This is a genomic window from uncultured Agrobacterium sp., assembly GCF_913777885.1.
In the GTDB taxonomy this organism is placed as follows: Bacteria; Pseudomonadota; Alphaproteobacteria; order Rhizobiales; family Rhizobiaceae; genus Agrobacterium.
This window is the reverse complement of record NZ_CAJYTV010000012.1, coordinates 160,748-175,635: the sequence shown is the minus strand read 5'-3', so window position 1 is coordinate 175,635 and position 14,888 is coordinate 160,748. Positions and strand designations below refer to the sequence as shown.

The 14,888-nt window shown below is 57.0% G+C and carries 13 protein-coding genes; 10 read left to right on the top strand and 3 right to left on the bottom strand.

Going from position 1 to position 14,888, the window contains the following annotated elements:
• Positions 1-140 precede the first annotated feature (140 nt).
• Positions 141-407: a cyclic nucleotide-binding protein gene (locus tag QZ869_RS12130; RefSeq protein ID WP_296075304.1), complete on the top strand. Its 267-nt coding sequence runs from the start codon at positions 141-143 to the stop codon at positions 405-407.
• A 6-nt stretch (positions 408-413) separates the two neighbouring features.
• Here the strand turns inward: QZ869_RS12130 and QZ869_RS12125 are convergent, their stop codons facing one another.
• Both QZ869_RS12125 and QZ869_RS12120 read right to left on the bottom strand, forming a co-directional pair.
• The gene (locus tag QZ869_RS12125; protein ID WP_296075302.1) at positions 414-1,304 is read right to left on the bottom strand and encodes a LysR substrate-binding domain-containing protein; all 891 of its coding nucleotides are present in this window, start codon (positions 1,302-1,304) and stop codon (positions 414-416) included.
• Positions 1,305-1,414: 110 nt separating this feature from the next.
• The gene (locus tag QZ869_RS12120; RefSeq protein WP_296101343.1) at positions 1,415-1,708 is read right to left on the bottom strand and encodes a hypothetical protein; all 294 of its coding nucleotides are present in this window, start codon (positions 1,706-1,708) and stop codon (positions 1,415-1,417) included.
• Positions 1,709-1,857: 149 nt separating this feature from the next.
• On the opposite strand from QZ869_RS12120, the gene dinB reads away from it, so the two are divergent.
• The 8 genes from dinB (at position 1,858) to QZ869_RS12080 (ending at position 12,233) form a co-directional block, all read left to right on the top strand.
• Entirely contained in the window at positions 1,858-2,955 is a 1,098-nt protein-coding gene (gene dinB, locus QZ869_RS12115; protein ID WP_296104961.1) for a DNA polymerase IV, read from the top strand.
• 30 nt (positions 2,956-2,985) lie between these two features.
• Positions 2,986-3,735: a DNA polymerase III subunit epsilon gene (locus QZ869_RS12110; protein WP_296104958.1), complete on the top strand. Its 750-nt coding sequence runs from the start codon at positions 2,986-2,988 to the stop codon at positions 3,733-3,735.
• Entirely contained in the window at positions 3,732-4,079 is a 348-nt protein-coding gene (locus QZ869_RS12105; RefSeq protein WP_296101339.1) for a hypothetical protein, read from the top strand. Before QZ869_RS12110 ends, QZ869_RS12105 begins: the two co-directional genes overlap by 4 nt.
• 1,170 nt (positions 4,080-5,249) lie before the next feature.
• Positions 5,250-7,064: an ABC transporter ATP-binding protein gene (locus tag QZ869_RS12100; RefSeq protein ID WP_296104956.1), complete on the top strand. Its 1,815-nt coding sequence runs from the start codon at positions 5,250-5,252 to the stop codon at positions 7,062-7,064.
• Between the two features lie 38 nt (positions 7,065-7,102).
• Positions 7,103-8,638, top strand: coding sequence for an ABC transporter substrate-binding protein (locus QZ869_RS12095; protein WP_296104954.1), 1,536 nt, complete (start codon positions 7,103-7,105; stop codon positions 8,636-8,638).
• 77 nt (positions 8,639-8,715) lie between these two features.
• Positions 8,716-9,639, top strand: a complete 924-nt coding sequence (locus QZ869_RS12090) for an ABC transporter permease (protein ID WP_296019736.1) — start codon at positions 8,716-8,718, stop codon at positions 9,637-9,639.
• Positions 9,640-9,645: 6 nt separating this feature from the next.
• On the top strand, positions 9,646-10,494 hold the full coding sequence (locus tag QZ869_RS12085) for an ABC transporter permease (protein ID WP_296019739.1): 849 nt from the start codon (positions 9,646-9,648) through the stop codon (positions 10,492-10,494).
• A 5-nt stretch (positions 10,495-10,499) separates the two neighbouring features.
• A complete protein-coding gene (locus tag QZ869_RS12080) occupies positions 10,500-12,233 on the top strand; it encodes a M14 family metallopeptidase (protein ID WP_296104951.1) in 1,734 nt (577 codons plus the stop codon).
• Between the two features lie 44 nt (positions 12,234-12,277).
• On the opposite strand, the gene QZ869_RS12075 is transcribed toward QZ869_RS12080, so the two are convergent.
• On the bottom strand, positions 12,278-13,903 hold the full coding sequence (locus QZ869_RS12075; RefSeq protein ID WP_296104950.1) for a sulfatase: 1,626 nt from the start codon (positions 13,901-13,903) through the stop codon (positions 12,278-12,280).
• 66 nt (positions 13,904-13,969) lie between these two features.
• Between QZ869_RS12075 and QZ869_RS12070 the strand changes: the two genes are divergently transcribed.
• Positions 13,970-14,887 carry a lysylphosphatidylglycerol synthase transmembrane domain-containing protein gene (locus QZ869_RS12070; protein WP_296104947.1) on the top strand — a complete coding sequence of 306 codons (918 nt, stop codon included), beginning with the start codon at positions 13,970-13,972 and terminating at the stop codon, positions 14,885-14,887.
• The last annotated feature ends 1 nt before the right edge of the window (position 14,888 follow it).

Genomic DNA, 14,888 nt, shown 5'->3' with positions numbered 1-14,888 from the left:
ACGGGGGTATGATTTTTGCGCATGGGGTCATGAAATCAAAGCGTATTTGCTTGTTTGCGAAGCGGAGTAAACGAGCGTGGCCGGAGTGAGCCGGCGTCGCGAAGCCCTTGGACAAAGGGCGACCTACGGAGTGAACACAAATGGGGCTTGCGGACATTGTTGGCCTTGCAGGAGCAATTTTCTATCTCATCGCATATGCTTTGCTGCAGTTGCGCATTCTCAACATCGAAGATGGCCGCTACACTCTCTTGAATGTTCTTGGTGGCGTCCTTCTGATCTATTCATTGATATGGAATTTCAATCTCGGTTCCCTGATATCGCAGGTCGCCTGGCTGATCTTCACCCTCATAGGCTACGCACGCTTCATGTTGGACCGCCGACGCAAGGCTCGACCTCTTCCAGCGTGACACCGCTTAGCGTGCGGTCTGCTTGTTGTTTTCGATCAACCAGTCAGCAACCTCGCGCACGATTTTGCGCTGATGCCGGTCTGCTGGACGCATGAGATAAAAGCGTCCCTCAGATCGCATCGTGTGGGCATGTACAGGAATGAGAACACCACTATCCAACTGATCACGGATCAGCCATGTCCATCCAAGTGTCGTACCCAGTCCTTCAGATGCGGCGGCGACGCAAAGGCCATAATCGCCAAGCTTCCAATGCACTGCGTCCTGGGGTGGCGACATCGTCGACGAGCGCCACCAATTATCCCAATCTTGCCACTCCCGCATGGAGTCTTCAATAGAGATAAGCACTGGCGCCTTTTGCTCTTCCAGCATAAGAGCGCCTTGCCCGGACACGGGAACGACCTCTTCCTGACCGAGTTCAGCCAGCCAGACGCCAATCGGTCTTTCTTTTCGGTAGAATATTGCGAGGTCGAATTCGTCCAGGCGCAGATGAGCGACATCATCCGTCACACGCAATCTAAGCTCCAGCCCCGGAAGATCCTGCTTTAGCTTCTTAAGACGCGGCATAAACCATTGGTCCGCGATGCCGCGAGAGCAGGCGATAGTAATCTGGCTGGCGCCCGTCCACAATCTGACGCCATCCGTGACGCTTGCGATATCGAGGATCAACCTGGAGACATCGATGGAGTAGTTCTCTCCGATCGTCGTCAGCCGCACACCTGTTGGTACACGCTCGAACAGCTTGGATCCGATAAAGGCTTCCAACTTGCCGATCTGGCGGCTAACCGCACTTTGGGTCAAACCGAGCTCAACGCCCGCTCGGGAGAAGCTGCCGAGACGAGACGCGGCTTCGAAAACAACCAGCGCTTCAAGCGGCGGCAACCTGGAGAACGTCTGCATCTTGATCCTAAACAGTGATGCGACATCAAATACATCCACATCGCAGGATCAGCAATTACGTTGTTAGCCGACTAGAGCGGAGCCTCTTTGATAAACAAGCTCAGCGGCAGTCATCTGTTCGAGACGCGAAGTGCTCCGACATCGCCAAAGCTACGTTGGACGGCCTGCATCTGGTCTGGCGCAATATCGACCGACACTTCAATCTCACCTTCGTGGGGAGCATCGGAGCGCGAAACATCGCCACGTGACGATTCCGTCCCTGTCGTATTTTCATTCGACGCCGACTGAATGAAAATATCGGGCCGGGCAATGCCATGCTGTTGAACCAAATGCTCAACTGCCAGATCCGCGGCCTCGCGGGTTTCGAAGGTGGCGCGAATAGTACTCGTAGCATTCTCTGCCATTGTGCTCTCCCGTAAATTATCTCAGGGGTCAAACTCCTCGTGCGCTCTGTGGTTTCATGAAGAGATACAGTTATGGTCCGAATACCGTTGCGAGCGGCGTAACATCTGACTATGTTCCTCTTTTGTTCGAAACTACATCGACGGCTTCAATGAGTTCCATCGACCCCTCGCAGCTACGCAAGATCATCCATGTCGACATGGATGCATTTTATGCCTCCGTCGAGCAACGCGATAATCCCGATCTTCGCGGCAAGCCTCTTGCCGTTGGTGGCGCTGCGGCGCGCGGCGTCGTCGCGGCGGCAAGTTATGAAGCACGGGCGTTCGGCGTTCATTCGGCCATGCCCTCCGTGACCGCGGCGCGCAAATGTCCCGATCTGATCTTCGTCAAACCGCGCTTCGAGGTCTATCGTGCCGTATCACAGCAAATTCGGGAGATTTTTGCCGAGTATACGCCATTGATCGAGCCCCTCTCGCTCGACGAGGCATATCTTGATGTCACGGAGAACTTGAAACACATGCCGATCGCGACCGAGATTGCGTTGGAAATCCGCTCGAAGATCAAAGACATCACCGGCCTTAACGCATCCGCCGGCATTTCTTACAATAAGTTCCTCGCCAAAATGGCCTCCGATCTCAACAAGCCCAATGGCCAGGCGGTCATTACGCCAAAGAACGGGCCAGTATTTGTCGAGAGGCTCGCGGTGAAGAAGTTCCACGGAGTCGGACCAGCGACCGCCGAAAAGATGCGCAGATTGGGGATCGAAACAGGCGCCGATCTCAAGCAGCAGCCGCTGGAGTTTCTCACCAAGCACTTCGGCAAATCTGGGCCCTACTTCTATGGCATCGCCCGCGGTATCGACGAGCGCAGGGTTCGGCCCGACCGAGTTCGGAAATCCGTGGGTGCCGAAGATACTTTTATGCAAGACATTGACGATCTCGATATTGCCGCCGCCGAGTTGAAACCTTTGACCGAAAAAGTCTGGGGTCACTGCCACACGAAGGGTTTCAGCGGAAAGACGGTGACCGTCAAAATCAAGTATTCCGATTTCACTCAGGCGACGAGAAGCAAGAGCAACGCCGTGCCATTTGCGAGTTGCGAAGCCATCCTCGATACGGCCACAGGATTGCTTGCTACAGTCTATCCTTTCAGACGGCCCGTGCGCCTGCTTGGCGTGACACTTTCCTCTCTCACCAGCGAGACCGGCAAGGGTGATGGGGAACAACCTCAGCTCGGCTTCGATTTATGAGCAATAAACAAGCTTGGAACCGACCTGGACATGTCAGAACCCCTAATCCGCGTCATTGATCTGGAAACCGCTGGCAATGGCGCGAACGATGTTTGCGAAATAGGCTGGCAAGATGTGGCCCATGACGTTGGAGGCTGCTGGGCACTGACCGAGAACCGTGGCGCACTTTTCGTCAATCCGGGACGTCCGATCACGACCGAAACGATGGCAATTCATCATATCCTTGATGAGCAAGTGGCCGACGCACCGTTCTGGAAAGACTTGGCTCCACGTGTCCTTCGCCCTGAGGGCGGCGTTGTCGCCTTGGCCGCTCATCGCGCGGCGTTCGAACAACGATATTGTACGGATCGGCTGACCGGCGGTTTGCCTTGGATCTGTACATGGAAATGCGCTTTGCGGCTGTGGCCGGACCTACCACGCTTCTCCAACCAGATGTTACGCTACCAGAGGATGCCGGAAGGCCTGGTCCATGAAATCGGTCTCCCCGCGCATCGCGCCATGCCGGATGCTTACGTGACCGCTCACCATCTGCGGGACATGCTGAATATGGCCCCGTTCGATCAATTGGTGGCGTGGAGCGCCGAACCCGGACTTTTGCCGCGCGTGCCTGCCGGTCCGGACAGAGGAAAGGGCTGGGATCGCCTCACTGACGAGGCGCTTATGGGATATCTTCGCGATCGCGATGGCGATGTGCGCTTCAGTGCCCAGACCGAGTTGACGAAACGCGGCGCACTTGCCCCTGCAGTGGCCGAAACGCCAGCTCAGGGCTCGCTACTATGAGCAACCGCTCGACATCCACTCAATATCCTTCGACCCCAGATGGGCGATACTTCGTGGTTCGCGGGCGACTGTGGCGCAAAAGCAATCCGGCTCTGGACGAAGAGACGCGAGCGCAGCTGGTCAAGGAACTGATGGCTGCAAGAGCAGCCGTGCGGCACTCAAAGGAAGAGCCCGGCAAAATGACCCTCGCACGACGGCGTGTTGATCGGGCGAAGGTCGCGCTTGGTGAACGTGGGCCAGTGTGGTGGCGTGATGGAGAGCCGGATCTCAATCGGCATCTCGTGAAAAACACTGTTTATGCGCGTTGGTTCTCTCAGCTTCAGGACCATAGGGACACGACATAGACGAGGAATGATGGCGACCGTGGCGCGGCAGATCCGCTGGTCTCGGTATGGGAACTGGAACCATGCCTCTTATTCCGTGTTAGGAGGCGCTTGGATACCTGGTAGACCTCCATCCAAGTTTACCAATGCTCCGCCCATTTTTCAATTTCATCGAAACGACCCGGTACAATGCTCGCCTTCATTCAAGATAACGCACCTGTCGTGTCTGCGGTGGCGAGCATCGGCACTTTGTCCATCTGGGGCCGTCTATCTCCACATCTTTCTTGCAGGCCATCAGCGGCAGATCAAGCCGATGCTTGTCGTCAACCGTAGCGAAGGCCGTACGCTGGAGGCACGCTGTTTCGTCACGAATATGAGCAGGGAGGCCGTTCACGTACAAAGTGTGGTCGCAACCGTCAGGACCGACAGCGATACCCACTCTGCCCACATAACCGACGCTGAAGATATTCGAACGTCAGGGACAAAAACCGGGTGGCAACGAATGACCAGACAGGGACCTCTCCTACCTGGGGCAATGGTCGATATGGGAACGTTTGCCTGCATCTTGGATTACGCCACACAGTCTTGCTCCGACGACCGACGCTTTCTCGGTTCCAAACTGGAAGCACAGGCGATCTCAATGGAGATCACCATCCTTGGGGTCTATAGCACTGAAGACCTGTTGATAGGCGCTTCGCGAACGTTCGAATTCGATAACGCGAGAACGCCCGTGGAACTTAGGGCGACGACCGCTCTTACCCGGCAGATCAGAAGAAAAAGCGAGCGCAAGAGATTGCTGCGAGAGCTTGATCGGCAACTCTAGAAGATCAGACCGGATAGCCACCACAACTGCCGCATCGGCGGCGAAAAAATTCTAAGCACCAGACCCTACACGTCTCCGATAAAAGCCCGCCATCGTTTGAGCTCAAACTAGAAGCAACTGACTATTTGTAGAGCAATATACAAAAATTGTTCAACAGGATGGACAGGATTGTTCTCCTTTGTTAGCGTCTGGCTGTATTGCGGAGGGGGCGAGTGCAATGCTGATCATCGGCTTCAAAAACAACGGTTTGAACAATTCGCGCGACTGGGCGACAGGCGAAGAGAACGCTGAATGCGCTCCTTCTGACGCCTTGGCATGATCCTTGCAGCCTCGCTTCTCATATGACCACGTCGAAGGAAACTACCTCTATGGACGACAGCAAGCCGCTCCTCTCGGTCGAAGGCCTTAGTGTCGAGTTCGGTAAAAGCCGTGTCGTGGACGATCTTTCGTTCAAGGTGCGATCTGGGCGGACCGTCGCCGTCGTCGGTGAATCAGGCTCTGGTAAATCAGTGACCTCACTGTCGACCATGCGTCTGGCTGACATGATGGGTGCGACCTACCCGAGCGGGAAAATCCTTTTCCAGGGCAGGAACTTGCTGACAGCTTCGCAAAAAGAAATGAGGTCGATCCGCGGCAAGGAGATCGCCATGATCTTTCAGGAGCCGATGACCTCTCTCAACCCCGTTTTTACCATTGGTGATCAGATCTGCGAAGTTCTGGTGCTGCACGAGAAGCTCGGCAAGCAGGCTGCGATGGCACAAGCTCAGTCGCTTCTGGAAATGGTGCGACTGCCAGATGCGGCACAACTCCTGAAACGATACCCGCACCAGCTTTCCGGTGGCATGCGCCAGCGCGTGATGATCGCCATGGCGCTTGCCTGCCGCCCCAAGCTGTTGATCGCCGACGAGCCGACGACAGCACTCGACGTGACCATCCAGGCGCAGATCCTCAACATCATGCGCGACCTGCAACAAACGCTGGGAATGGGGATGGTCTTCATCACCCACGACATGGGCGTGGTGGCTGAGATGGCCGATGATGTTGTCGTCATGTGGAAGGGTAAAAAGGTCGAGGAAGGTCCGGTCAAGGATGTCTTTGCCGATCCGAAACACCCCTATACGCGCGCACTGCTTTCAGCCGTCCCTCGCCTTGGCAGCATGGAAGGCCAGGATTACCCCAAGCGCTTGCCGCTGACCGTTTTACAGTACGGGGAGCCTGTCACCCTCGGCGAGGAGCGTGTCCAGGACACGGCAAAGTACGATCAAAAGCCGCTTCTCTCTGTCAAAGATCTCTTTGTACGGTTCGACATCCGCAAGAGCCTGTTCGGCAAGCCCACCCATCGCCTGAGTGCCGTCCAGAAAGTGAGTTTCGATATTCACGCGGGAGAAACGCTTGCACTCGTGGGAGAATCCGGCTCGGGTAAATCCACCATCGGCCGTACGATCCAGCAGCTGCAAAACGCCGTGTCGGGTGAAATTTCCTTCAACGGTCGCCACTACTCACAAATGTCTGCTGACGAGCGCTTCCGTATGCGCCGTGACGTACAATATATATTCCAGGACCCCTTTGCCTCACTCGATCCGCGAAAGACGGTAGGTTTTTCGATTGCCGAGCCGATCCGCACCCATGGTTTGATAAACGACACTAAAGCGGTGAACGCGCGCGTGGACGAATTGCTGGAGCGTGTGGGATTGAGCTCCGAATACGCTTCGCGATATCCACATGAGTTCTCGGGCGGTCAGCGCCAGCGTGTTTGTATTGCCCGTGCGCTCGCCTGCGATCCGAAGCTCATCATTGCTGATGAAGCTCTCTCTGCGCTCGATGTCTCCATTCAGGCGCAGATCATCAATCTCTTCATGGATCTGCAGGCCGAAAGAGGTCTCGCCTATCTCTTCATCAGCCATGACATGGCTGTGGTGGAAAAGATGAGCCACCGCGTGGCCGTGCTTTATCTCGGCCAGATCATGGAAATGGGCAGCCGCCGTCAGGTTTTCGAAACGCCGACGCATGACTATACCCGCCGCCTTCTGTCCGCAGTTCCGGTTGCCGACCCGACCGTGGAGCGTCGCATCGCCATGATCGAAGGCGAAATACCCAATCCAGTGCGCCGCGTCGGAGATGAGCCTCCGATCCTTACGCACCGGGAAATCAAGCCAGGTCACTTCATCGCTCAAAGTGCCTGACCAAATCAACTGAAGCCATCTGAAGAGGAAAACAGAAGATGAGAAAAATCAAAAGGGGACTATCTGCCGCTCTAACCTCGCTGGCCCTTGCCGGCGTGTCGTTTGCGGCATCGCCAGCATTTGCTGCGGGCAAGGTGACCATCTCCAGCCCGCAAGACCCGGGCAGCTGGGACCCGATCGATACATTTCTCGTGCAGTGGGCAGCCGTTGCCACCAACATCTTTGACGGTCTGACATATCGTGGGCCAGACCTGAAGATCGTTCCCGGCCTTGCTGAATCCTGGGAGGAACTGGATGAGGGCAAGCGTATTCGCTTCAAGCTCCGCCAGAACGTCAAGTTCCACAATGGCGAGCCCTTCAATGCAGCCGCCGTCAAATTCACCTTCGAGCGCCTTCTGGGCGAGCAGGGTGCGAAAGGGCCGCAGCGCTCCAACTACGTATCGATCGAAAGCGTAGAGGTTATCGACGACAACACCGTCGATATGAAGCTCAAGGCGGCCGACCCCGTGCTCCTTACGAAGTTGGCCGGCTATGGCGCCATGATCGTTCCGCCGAAGTACATCCAGGAAAAAGGCGAGGACAATTTTAACCTCAATCCTGTCGGCACCGGCGCGTTCAAGTTCGTCTCTTACGCACCGAAAAACAACATCAAGCTTGAAGCCAATCCGGATTACTGGGGCGGCGCACCAAAGCTGTCCGAACTCGAATACCGGTTCATTTCCGAACCGGCCACAGCCGTTGCGGAATTGCAGGCCGGCCGTGTCGACCTCGTCATTCCCCCGACGATTCCAATCGGTATGATCCCCGTTATCGAGGGTGATTCCAAGCTCGAGATCGTCAGCGTCCCCGGCCCCACGGTCGACGCGCTGCGTTTCAACACGGGAGATGGCATCACGGCGGATCCGAAGGTGCGCAAGGCGATCATCATGGCGGTCGATCGTGCAACGATCGTGAAGTCGATCCTTGCCGGTCAGGGATCGGAAATCGCTAGCTTCCAAAGCGCGCTGTCATTCGGTTACGACCCGGATCTGAAGCCCCTGCCCTACGACCCGGAAGCGGCCAAGAAGTTGCTGGCAGAAGCGGGTGTAAAGCCGGGCGCAACGCTGCAGATCGACATTCGCGGCAATGACGCGACGATGAACGAGGTCGCACAGGTTGTTTCGAGCTACCTTTCAATGGTCGGCATCACCGCCACCATCAAGCCCTACGAGACCAACGTCCTGCTGAACGATATCATCCCACAGGGCAAGACCGGCGCGATGTTCCAGCAGAAATGGGGCGGGTGGACGTTCGATTACGACAACACGGCATATGCCATGTATCACTCCGGCGAAAAGTGGAATCCCTACGACAAGGACGAAAAGCTGGACAAGATGCTGGAATCCCAGCGTCCGCTCACCGATCGTGCCGAACGCGAGAAAATCCTCAAGGAAATCGGACGCTATACAGCCGACCGTGCGCTTGAGCTTCCGCTTTATAATACCAATGCCATTTACGGCATGAACAAGCGGGTGAAGGGTTTCATCGCTCCGCCAGACAACCGTCTCAAGCTGACCGACGTCACAGTCGAATAAGCCTATCGACCGTTTTGAAGTAAGTCCTTGCCCGCGAAATCGCGGGCAAGGCAGAGCTAATTCTCAAGGAAAAGCACGTGGCCGGTTTTCTCATCAAGCGATTGCTGCAGGCGATTTTTGTCGTCATCGCCATCACCCTCCTCGTCTCCTTCGCCATCCGCCTGACGGGCGATCCCGCTGTGACGATGTTCCAGGGCGGTGGCAGCATGACGGAGGAGGATCTGGCACGAATCCGTGCGGCGCTCGGCACCGATCAGCCCTTCTTCGTTCAATACTTCACCTTCTTGAAGGGGCTGGTAACGCTTGATTTCGGTCGCAGCTTCACAGGCAGCACGCCCGTATCGAGGTTGATTGCCGATGCTTTGCCAGCCACGTTGCTACTGGCTTTCATCTCCATGGCGGTCTCAATTGCGCTTTCGATTCCGCTCGGCATCAAGGCGGCCACCGCACGCGGCAAGACTGCGGATCAGGTGATCCGCATCTTCTCGCTCATTGGCCTGTCGTTTCCGAACTTCTGGCTCGCGACCATGCTGGTGCTGCTGTTCTCGATCACACTCGGCTGGCTGCCACCCAGCGGAATGGGCGGCTTTGCCAGCTACGTCATGCCCGCTGTCACGATGGGCGTCATCCTGACCGCAACGAATGTCCGCCTCGTGCGCACTGCCATGCTCGACACGCTGCGCTCGCAATATGTCATGGTGGCGCGTGCAAAAGGCTTGAGCGAGAGCAAGGTCCTTTACAAGCATGCGCTGCGCAACTGCGCCATTCCGCTCATCACCTATTTCGGCTTGCAGTTCGGCGGCCTTCTCGGCGGCATCGTCGTGATCGAACGCGTCTTCAACTGGCCGGGCCTCGGCACGCTGGCTTTCGATGCGGTCGGCGCACGCGATTATCCGGTTTTGCAGGCCGTCATCACCGTACTGTCGCTCATGATCGTCGGTATCAATCTTCTGGTCGATATCGCCTATGGGCTTGTCGATCCGCGTATCCGCACGGAGTAAGACACGATGGCTGCCAAAACCTCGCGCCTCTCGCGCTTCAACAGTCTTGAATTCATCCTTGGCGCAACACTCACGGTCGTAATCTGCCTTGCCGTCGTTTTCTCTGACGTCCTCTTCCCAGGGGGCGCGGATAAAATCGATCTGATGGCGCGACTTGCAAAACCATTCACCAGTACAGCCCATCCGTTCGGCACCGATCCACTTGGCCGCGATGTGCTGGCCCGCGTTGTTGCCGGGGGCAAGATTTCACTTCTCGTGGGCTTCACCTCTGTGATCGGTGCGGTGATCTTCGGCGTCGCTGTCGGTCTGGTGGCAGGTTACTATCGCGGTTTCTGGGACATGCTGGTCATGCGCTTTGCCGACATTCAGCTGGCCATGCCTTTCATCCTGCTGGCCATCACCTTTATCGCCATTGTCGGCGGCAGCCTGACGAACACCATCATCCTGCTGATCGTCTCGCAGTGGGTGCAATATGCCCGTCTAGTCCGCGGTTCGGTGCTGACACTCAGGGAACGGGAGTTCATCCTGTCCGCCCGCGCCATCGGCGTCAAAGACTGGCGCATCATTTTTCAGCATCTGCTGCCGAACCTGATCGGTCCCGTCATCGTGCTGATGACACTGAATGTCGCCAACAACATCCTGCTCGAAAGCAGCTTGACCTTCCTCGGCCTTGGCGTCGATCCGACCATCCCGAGTTGGGGCGGCATGCTGGCGGATGGACGAACCTATCTGCAAACGGCCTGGTGGGTCAGCGTCTTCCCCGGCCTTGCCATCCTTCTCACCGTACTCGGTCTCAATCTTCTCGGTGACTGGCTCCGCGACAGTCTTGATCCCACCGGCAGAACCTCGAGGTAATCGTATTGGGCCAGATTTTCAGTCAGACATTCAATCGAACGCTCGATAGCCTCGTCACGCTCGGCGTTCCCGGTCAGGCCCTTGAGGCCTGGACTTTCGACGATGCGCGAAGCCGCAGGAACGCGGAAAATAGATTGAAGGATAAGGGTGTGGAGGCGCGTATCCGCAGCGCCTACAAGCCGCTCCTCTTTGCTTTTCTGGAAGAGATCGATCTCGACGGCGTGGACACAATCGAGGTCCGCTATCCCTCCCATCCAAACGCGCCTGCCAACCGCTTCCGACTGGAAGCCTATCCGCTGGCCGCTCTCGTGGGGCAGGCGAAACTCGATTTCATCGCTCGTAACGACAGTTCCTTTCACTACGACGTCTTGCTCAAGCGCGGGGGGGAAACGCAAACCCTGACGGTTCTCGCTCCGAACCGCGTGCACGAGGATGTCGTGGGGGAGACCAACGTCTCGCCCACTGGCTGGCTGCGTATCGGAGACGAAGACGGCAAACGGCTGGAGACGGACTACGAGGTGCTTTTCGAAGCCGCCATAGGAACGATTGCCGGGCGTGATTGGGGGCATCAGGAGCCATACTTCGAGGAGTTGAACATCCGCATCGCGCATCCGGCAGCGGATCTATCGCTGCCAGTGGGCGACGAAGTGGTCAGCCTGCGCGAGGCCCTGCATGAGGACATCTACTTTTCGCTGCTCGAACTTTTTCAAAAAAAGTCCGGCCGCCCACTCGGCGACAGGGGATTGAAGCCGGGCCAGATCGTGCCCGAAATCGTCATGAGCACGGGTGAGCTATCCGTTGCTATCGAAACACGCCCCCTCACGACTGCTTTTCTGGACACCGGCGACCAATCGGTCGATAGCGTCAGAGAACCGATTGCCGCAGGTCAGGTGGCAACGTTGCTGGCGGAGATCGGGGGGGAAGCGTTTGACGCCCGCTCGCGTTCGGGCCGGATCCTATCGGCGCGATATGTGCCTGGCGGTGATGCCGCTGTGATGATCAGTGGCGGCCAGCATCCCAACGAGACGACGGGTATCGTTGGAGCCATTCGTGCCGCCCGCAGGTTGGTTCAGCGTAAACACGCGCACTTTACCATCTCGCCGCTCGAAAATCCGGACGGCTATGCTCTTCATCAACGGCTAAGGCGCGATAATCCTCGTCACATGCACCATGCCGCGCGATATACGGCGCTCGGTGATGACCTTGAATATCGCACTGTGGAAAACGCAGGCAGCGCGCTCTTCGAGAAAAAAATCCGCTTCGAAGCCGAGGAAAAGAGCCGTGCAAGTCTGCACGTCAATCTGCATGGCTATCCGTCCCATGAATGGACACGTCCCTTATCGGGCTATGTGCCGCGCAATTTTGCCATGTGGACGCTGCCGAAAGGTTTCTTCCTCATCATCAGACATCACCCGGACTGGGAAAACGAGGCGGAGGCGCTGCTCGACAGCACGACGCGCCATCTCGGCACCATCCCTGGACTGCTGGACTTCAACAATCGCCAGATCGGGCTTTATGAAATCCATGCGGGTGACACCGGCTTCCGTATCATCAACGGCTTCCCGTGCCTTTCATCGGTTGACGACCGCCACAGTGTGCCGATGACACTGATCACGGAATATCCCGACGAAACGATCTATGGCGACGCATTCATCGCAGGCCACACGGCTCAAATGGAAACGGTTCTGTCAGCTTATGACGCATGGCAGCACATAATGAGCAAACGGGTCTCAGGCTGAGGCGAGCCAAGCAAACCTCATAGTGGCGCGCCAGTGACATGCTGTCACGGCGTGCCGTTGAACGCAGTAATAAGGGTCTGGCGCAATCCACTCATCGGACGCTCATTCGCTGCGCCCGTCGGCACCATGCCGCTGACAAAGCCGTCCTTCTCAAATCTCGCAACAAGCGTCGCATCACTGCTGACGATATGCACCGGCACTGCTCGTGATGCGCCTTGCCCGGTGATGATCGATGCGGGCTGGTGGTCTCCCAGGATGACATAGACCGCGTCTCGACCCTGTCTTGCCATGAATTCTCCGAGAGCGGCCAGTGAGTAATCGATGGTTTCGATATACTGACGCCGCACACGGTCAGGATCGGCCCAGACCACCGATGGAGGATCGCCGCTGACGGCCTGATCATCAAATGCAGAGCCATCGCCGACCTGGTCCCAGCCGATTAGTCTCGGCACCGGCGTCCAGGGCGCGTGACTTGAGATAAGAGCGATCTCCGCCATGACCTTCTGACCCCTCAGATGCGCAGGCCTCAACGCCAGGCGATCGAAGGCGGACATTGTGTATTGATCCGGCATGGTCACCCAATTGAACGGCTTGCCGCGATACTGGAGCCCTGCGGCAGGTAAGATCTGGTCGTAACCGAAATAATCGGCTTCCGGCCATGCCATCGTAATTGCTGGCATCACGGCCACGCTGTGCCATCCCGCCTCGGAAAACAGCCTGTTCAAGCTTGGCTGGCGACTGATCATCAAACGGTCGTAACGCGCTTGACTGTCCACCCAAAGCCCGGACAGGAGCGTGCCGTGTGCCAGCCAACTCAAGCCCCCGACCGTTGGCGATGTCATCCAGCCACTTGCTGCGTGAAGCCCCGCTGCTTCGATCTGCGTGTTGATCGCAGCAAGACGTGGCTGCGTTATCTTGGCGTATTGAGGGTCATCGACTGCAGATCGTCCATAGGACTCCACGAAAACCAGGATGATGTCCTTCCCCTTGACGCTTTGAAAAAGATTGGCGCCGTTCTTCGGGCCAAGGCCTGTCGCAAGTTCCTGCTCAAAAATCCTCATGTCGCTCACCGATCGAACGACAAGACCAAGTCTATTCGTCAGATATCCTGGGGTCCTGAAGTCTACACGAGATACTCCAAGCCACATCAGCATCGTGCCGACGATGAGAACGATGGCAAACACCCCGATCAACGGCCGGCGTGCCGATGCATGCGCAACGGCCATCCACATCAGAGACTTGAGAAAGACGGTGGCGACTAACAGGAAAACGGCAACGCCACCAATCAATGCTGCCAGTGCCGCCAGCGTACCGATCGTGCCGGAAATGAGGTTCCAGCCGTCGGTCAGCATCTTTACGTCGAGATAGGGATTGAATTGCCGCTGAAAAGCGGCCTCGACACCGATATCGGCAATCTTCAGAAAGAGCAGCAGAAAGACAACAAAGCCACAAATAAATATGACGGTACGCTTTATCCGCCCCGGCACTATGAGCGTCAGCAGTCCGATCACCGCCCATTCCAGCGGGAAGCGTGTGAACGTCCCAATGCCAAAGGCATCGGGATGGTCGGGCATGTTGAAAGCAAGCAAGGCCATCAACGAGAAAAACAATGCGCCGATCAGCGCTTTCAAGGTATTGTGTTTGCGCTCGGGTCCGATTTTTCCGTTCACTTCAATCCACTCGTCTTGCAGCACGTATCAACCAGATAAACAGTCAGGATGCAAAGGTCTTCCCGCTTGAACAAACTGCGAATTGCCGTTTCCGTCCTTACGCTAGCATTTCTGACGACGATCCTACTGCGCACCGATCTCAATGGGCTGGGCCAGTCCCTTTCTCGCATATCGTGGGCCGCCGTGACAGTCTGCCTGGCGCTCGTTCAAGTGCAGGTGATCGTGTCCGCGCTGCGCTGGCGGTTCACCTCCCGCCGTCTTGGACAAGACATCCCAGTGTGGAGGGCGATCCGGGAATATTATGTCGCGAGCTTCCTGAACCAGACGCTGCCTGGCGGTGTCGGAGGCGACGCCGTCAGGGCATGGAGGATGCGTGGCGACGGGCCGGGTAGTTGGCGCCAACCCGCTAAGGCTGTCATCTTCGAACGGTTGTCGGGACAGATCGCATTTTTCATCCTCGCAGCCATCGGCCTTTCGATTTGGCCGTTCGTCGCAAGCGCGCAGTTTGCTCAACACTTGACGCATTACATCCTGTTCGGCGGCGCTTTGCTGCTCGCATTTGTCGTTGCCTTGCGCTTTGCCAAGCCGAAATGGCTGGCTGGCGTATCGCTGGGCCAGAACTTGAGCGACGTGTTCGTGCGGCGTGGCGCGTGGCTCCTGCAAGCTGCCACAAGCATTGCCGTAGTTTCCACCTATGTCATCGTCTTTTTTATTGCCGCCGAAGCGACCGGCTCGCAGCTTCCTTGGGCCGCATGCCTGACCATCATTCCCTTCTGTCTGGTTGCGATGCTCATTCCAACCGGTTTTGGTGGCTGGGGTACGCGAGAGGCTGCGGCCATGGCTCTCTGGCCGATGCTGGGCGCTGCCCCTGTCGATGGATTGGCTGCGAGCATCACCTATGGCTGGCTGTCGCTTATCGGTACGACGCCGGGCGCGGTCTTCCTCTTGGTCGGCGCGTTCAAAAGAACTCCCAGCCACGCCTGAG

What these genes read in the sequence shown, in the direction of transcription:
- QZ869_RS12110 (WP_296104958.1), top strand. Translation starts at nt 2,986, where the DNA reads ATGTCAGAACCCCTAATCCGCGTCATTGATCTGGAAACCGCTGGCAAT.
- dinB (WP_296104961.1), top strand. Translation starts at nt 1,858, where the DNA reads ATGAGTTCCATCGACCCCTCGCAGCTACGCAAGATCATCCATGTCGAC.
- QZ869_RS12085 (WP_296019739.1), top strand. Translation starts at nt 9,646, where the DNA reads ATGGCTGCCAAAACCTCGCGCCTCTCGCGCTTCAACAGTCTTGAATTC.
- QZ869_RS12105 (WP_296101339.1), top strand. Translation starts at nt 3,732, where the DNA reads ATGAGCAACCGCTCGACATCCACTCAATATCCTTCGACCCCAGATGGG.
- QZ869_RS12130 (WP_296075304.1), top strand. Translation starts at nt 141, where the DNA reads ATGGGGCTTGCGGACATTGTTGGCCTTGCAGGAGCAATTTTCTATCTC.
- QZ869_RS12125 (WP_296075302.1), bottom strand. Translation starts at nt 1,304, where the DNA reads ATGCAGACGTTCTCCAGGTTGCCGCCGCTTGAAGCGCTGGTTGTTTTC.
- QZ869_RS12120 (WP_296101343.1), bottom strand. Translation starts at nt 1,708, where the DNA reads ATGGCAGAGAATGCTACGAGTACTATTCGCGCCACCTTCGAAACCCGC.
- QZ869_RS12100 (WP_296104956.1), top strand. Translation starts at nt 5,250, where the DNA reads ATGGACGACAGCAAGCCGCTCCTCTCGGTCGAAGGCCTTAGTGTCGAG.
- QZ869_RS12095 (WP_296104954.1), top strand. Translation starts at nt 7,103, where the DNA reads ATGAGAAAAATCAAAAGGGGACTATCTGCCGCTCTAACCTCGCTGGCC.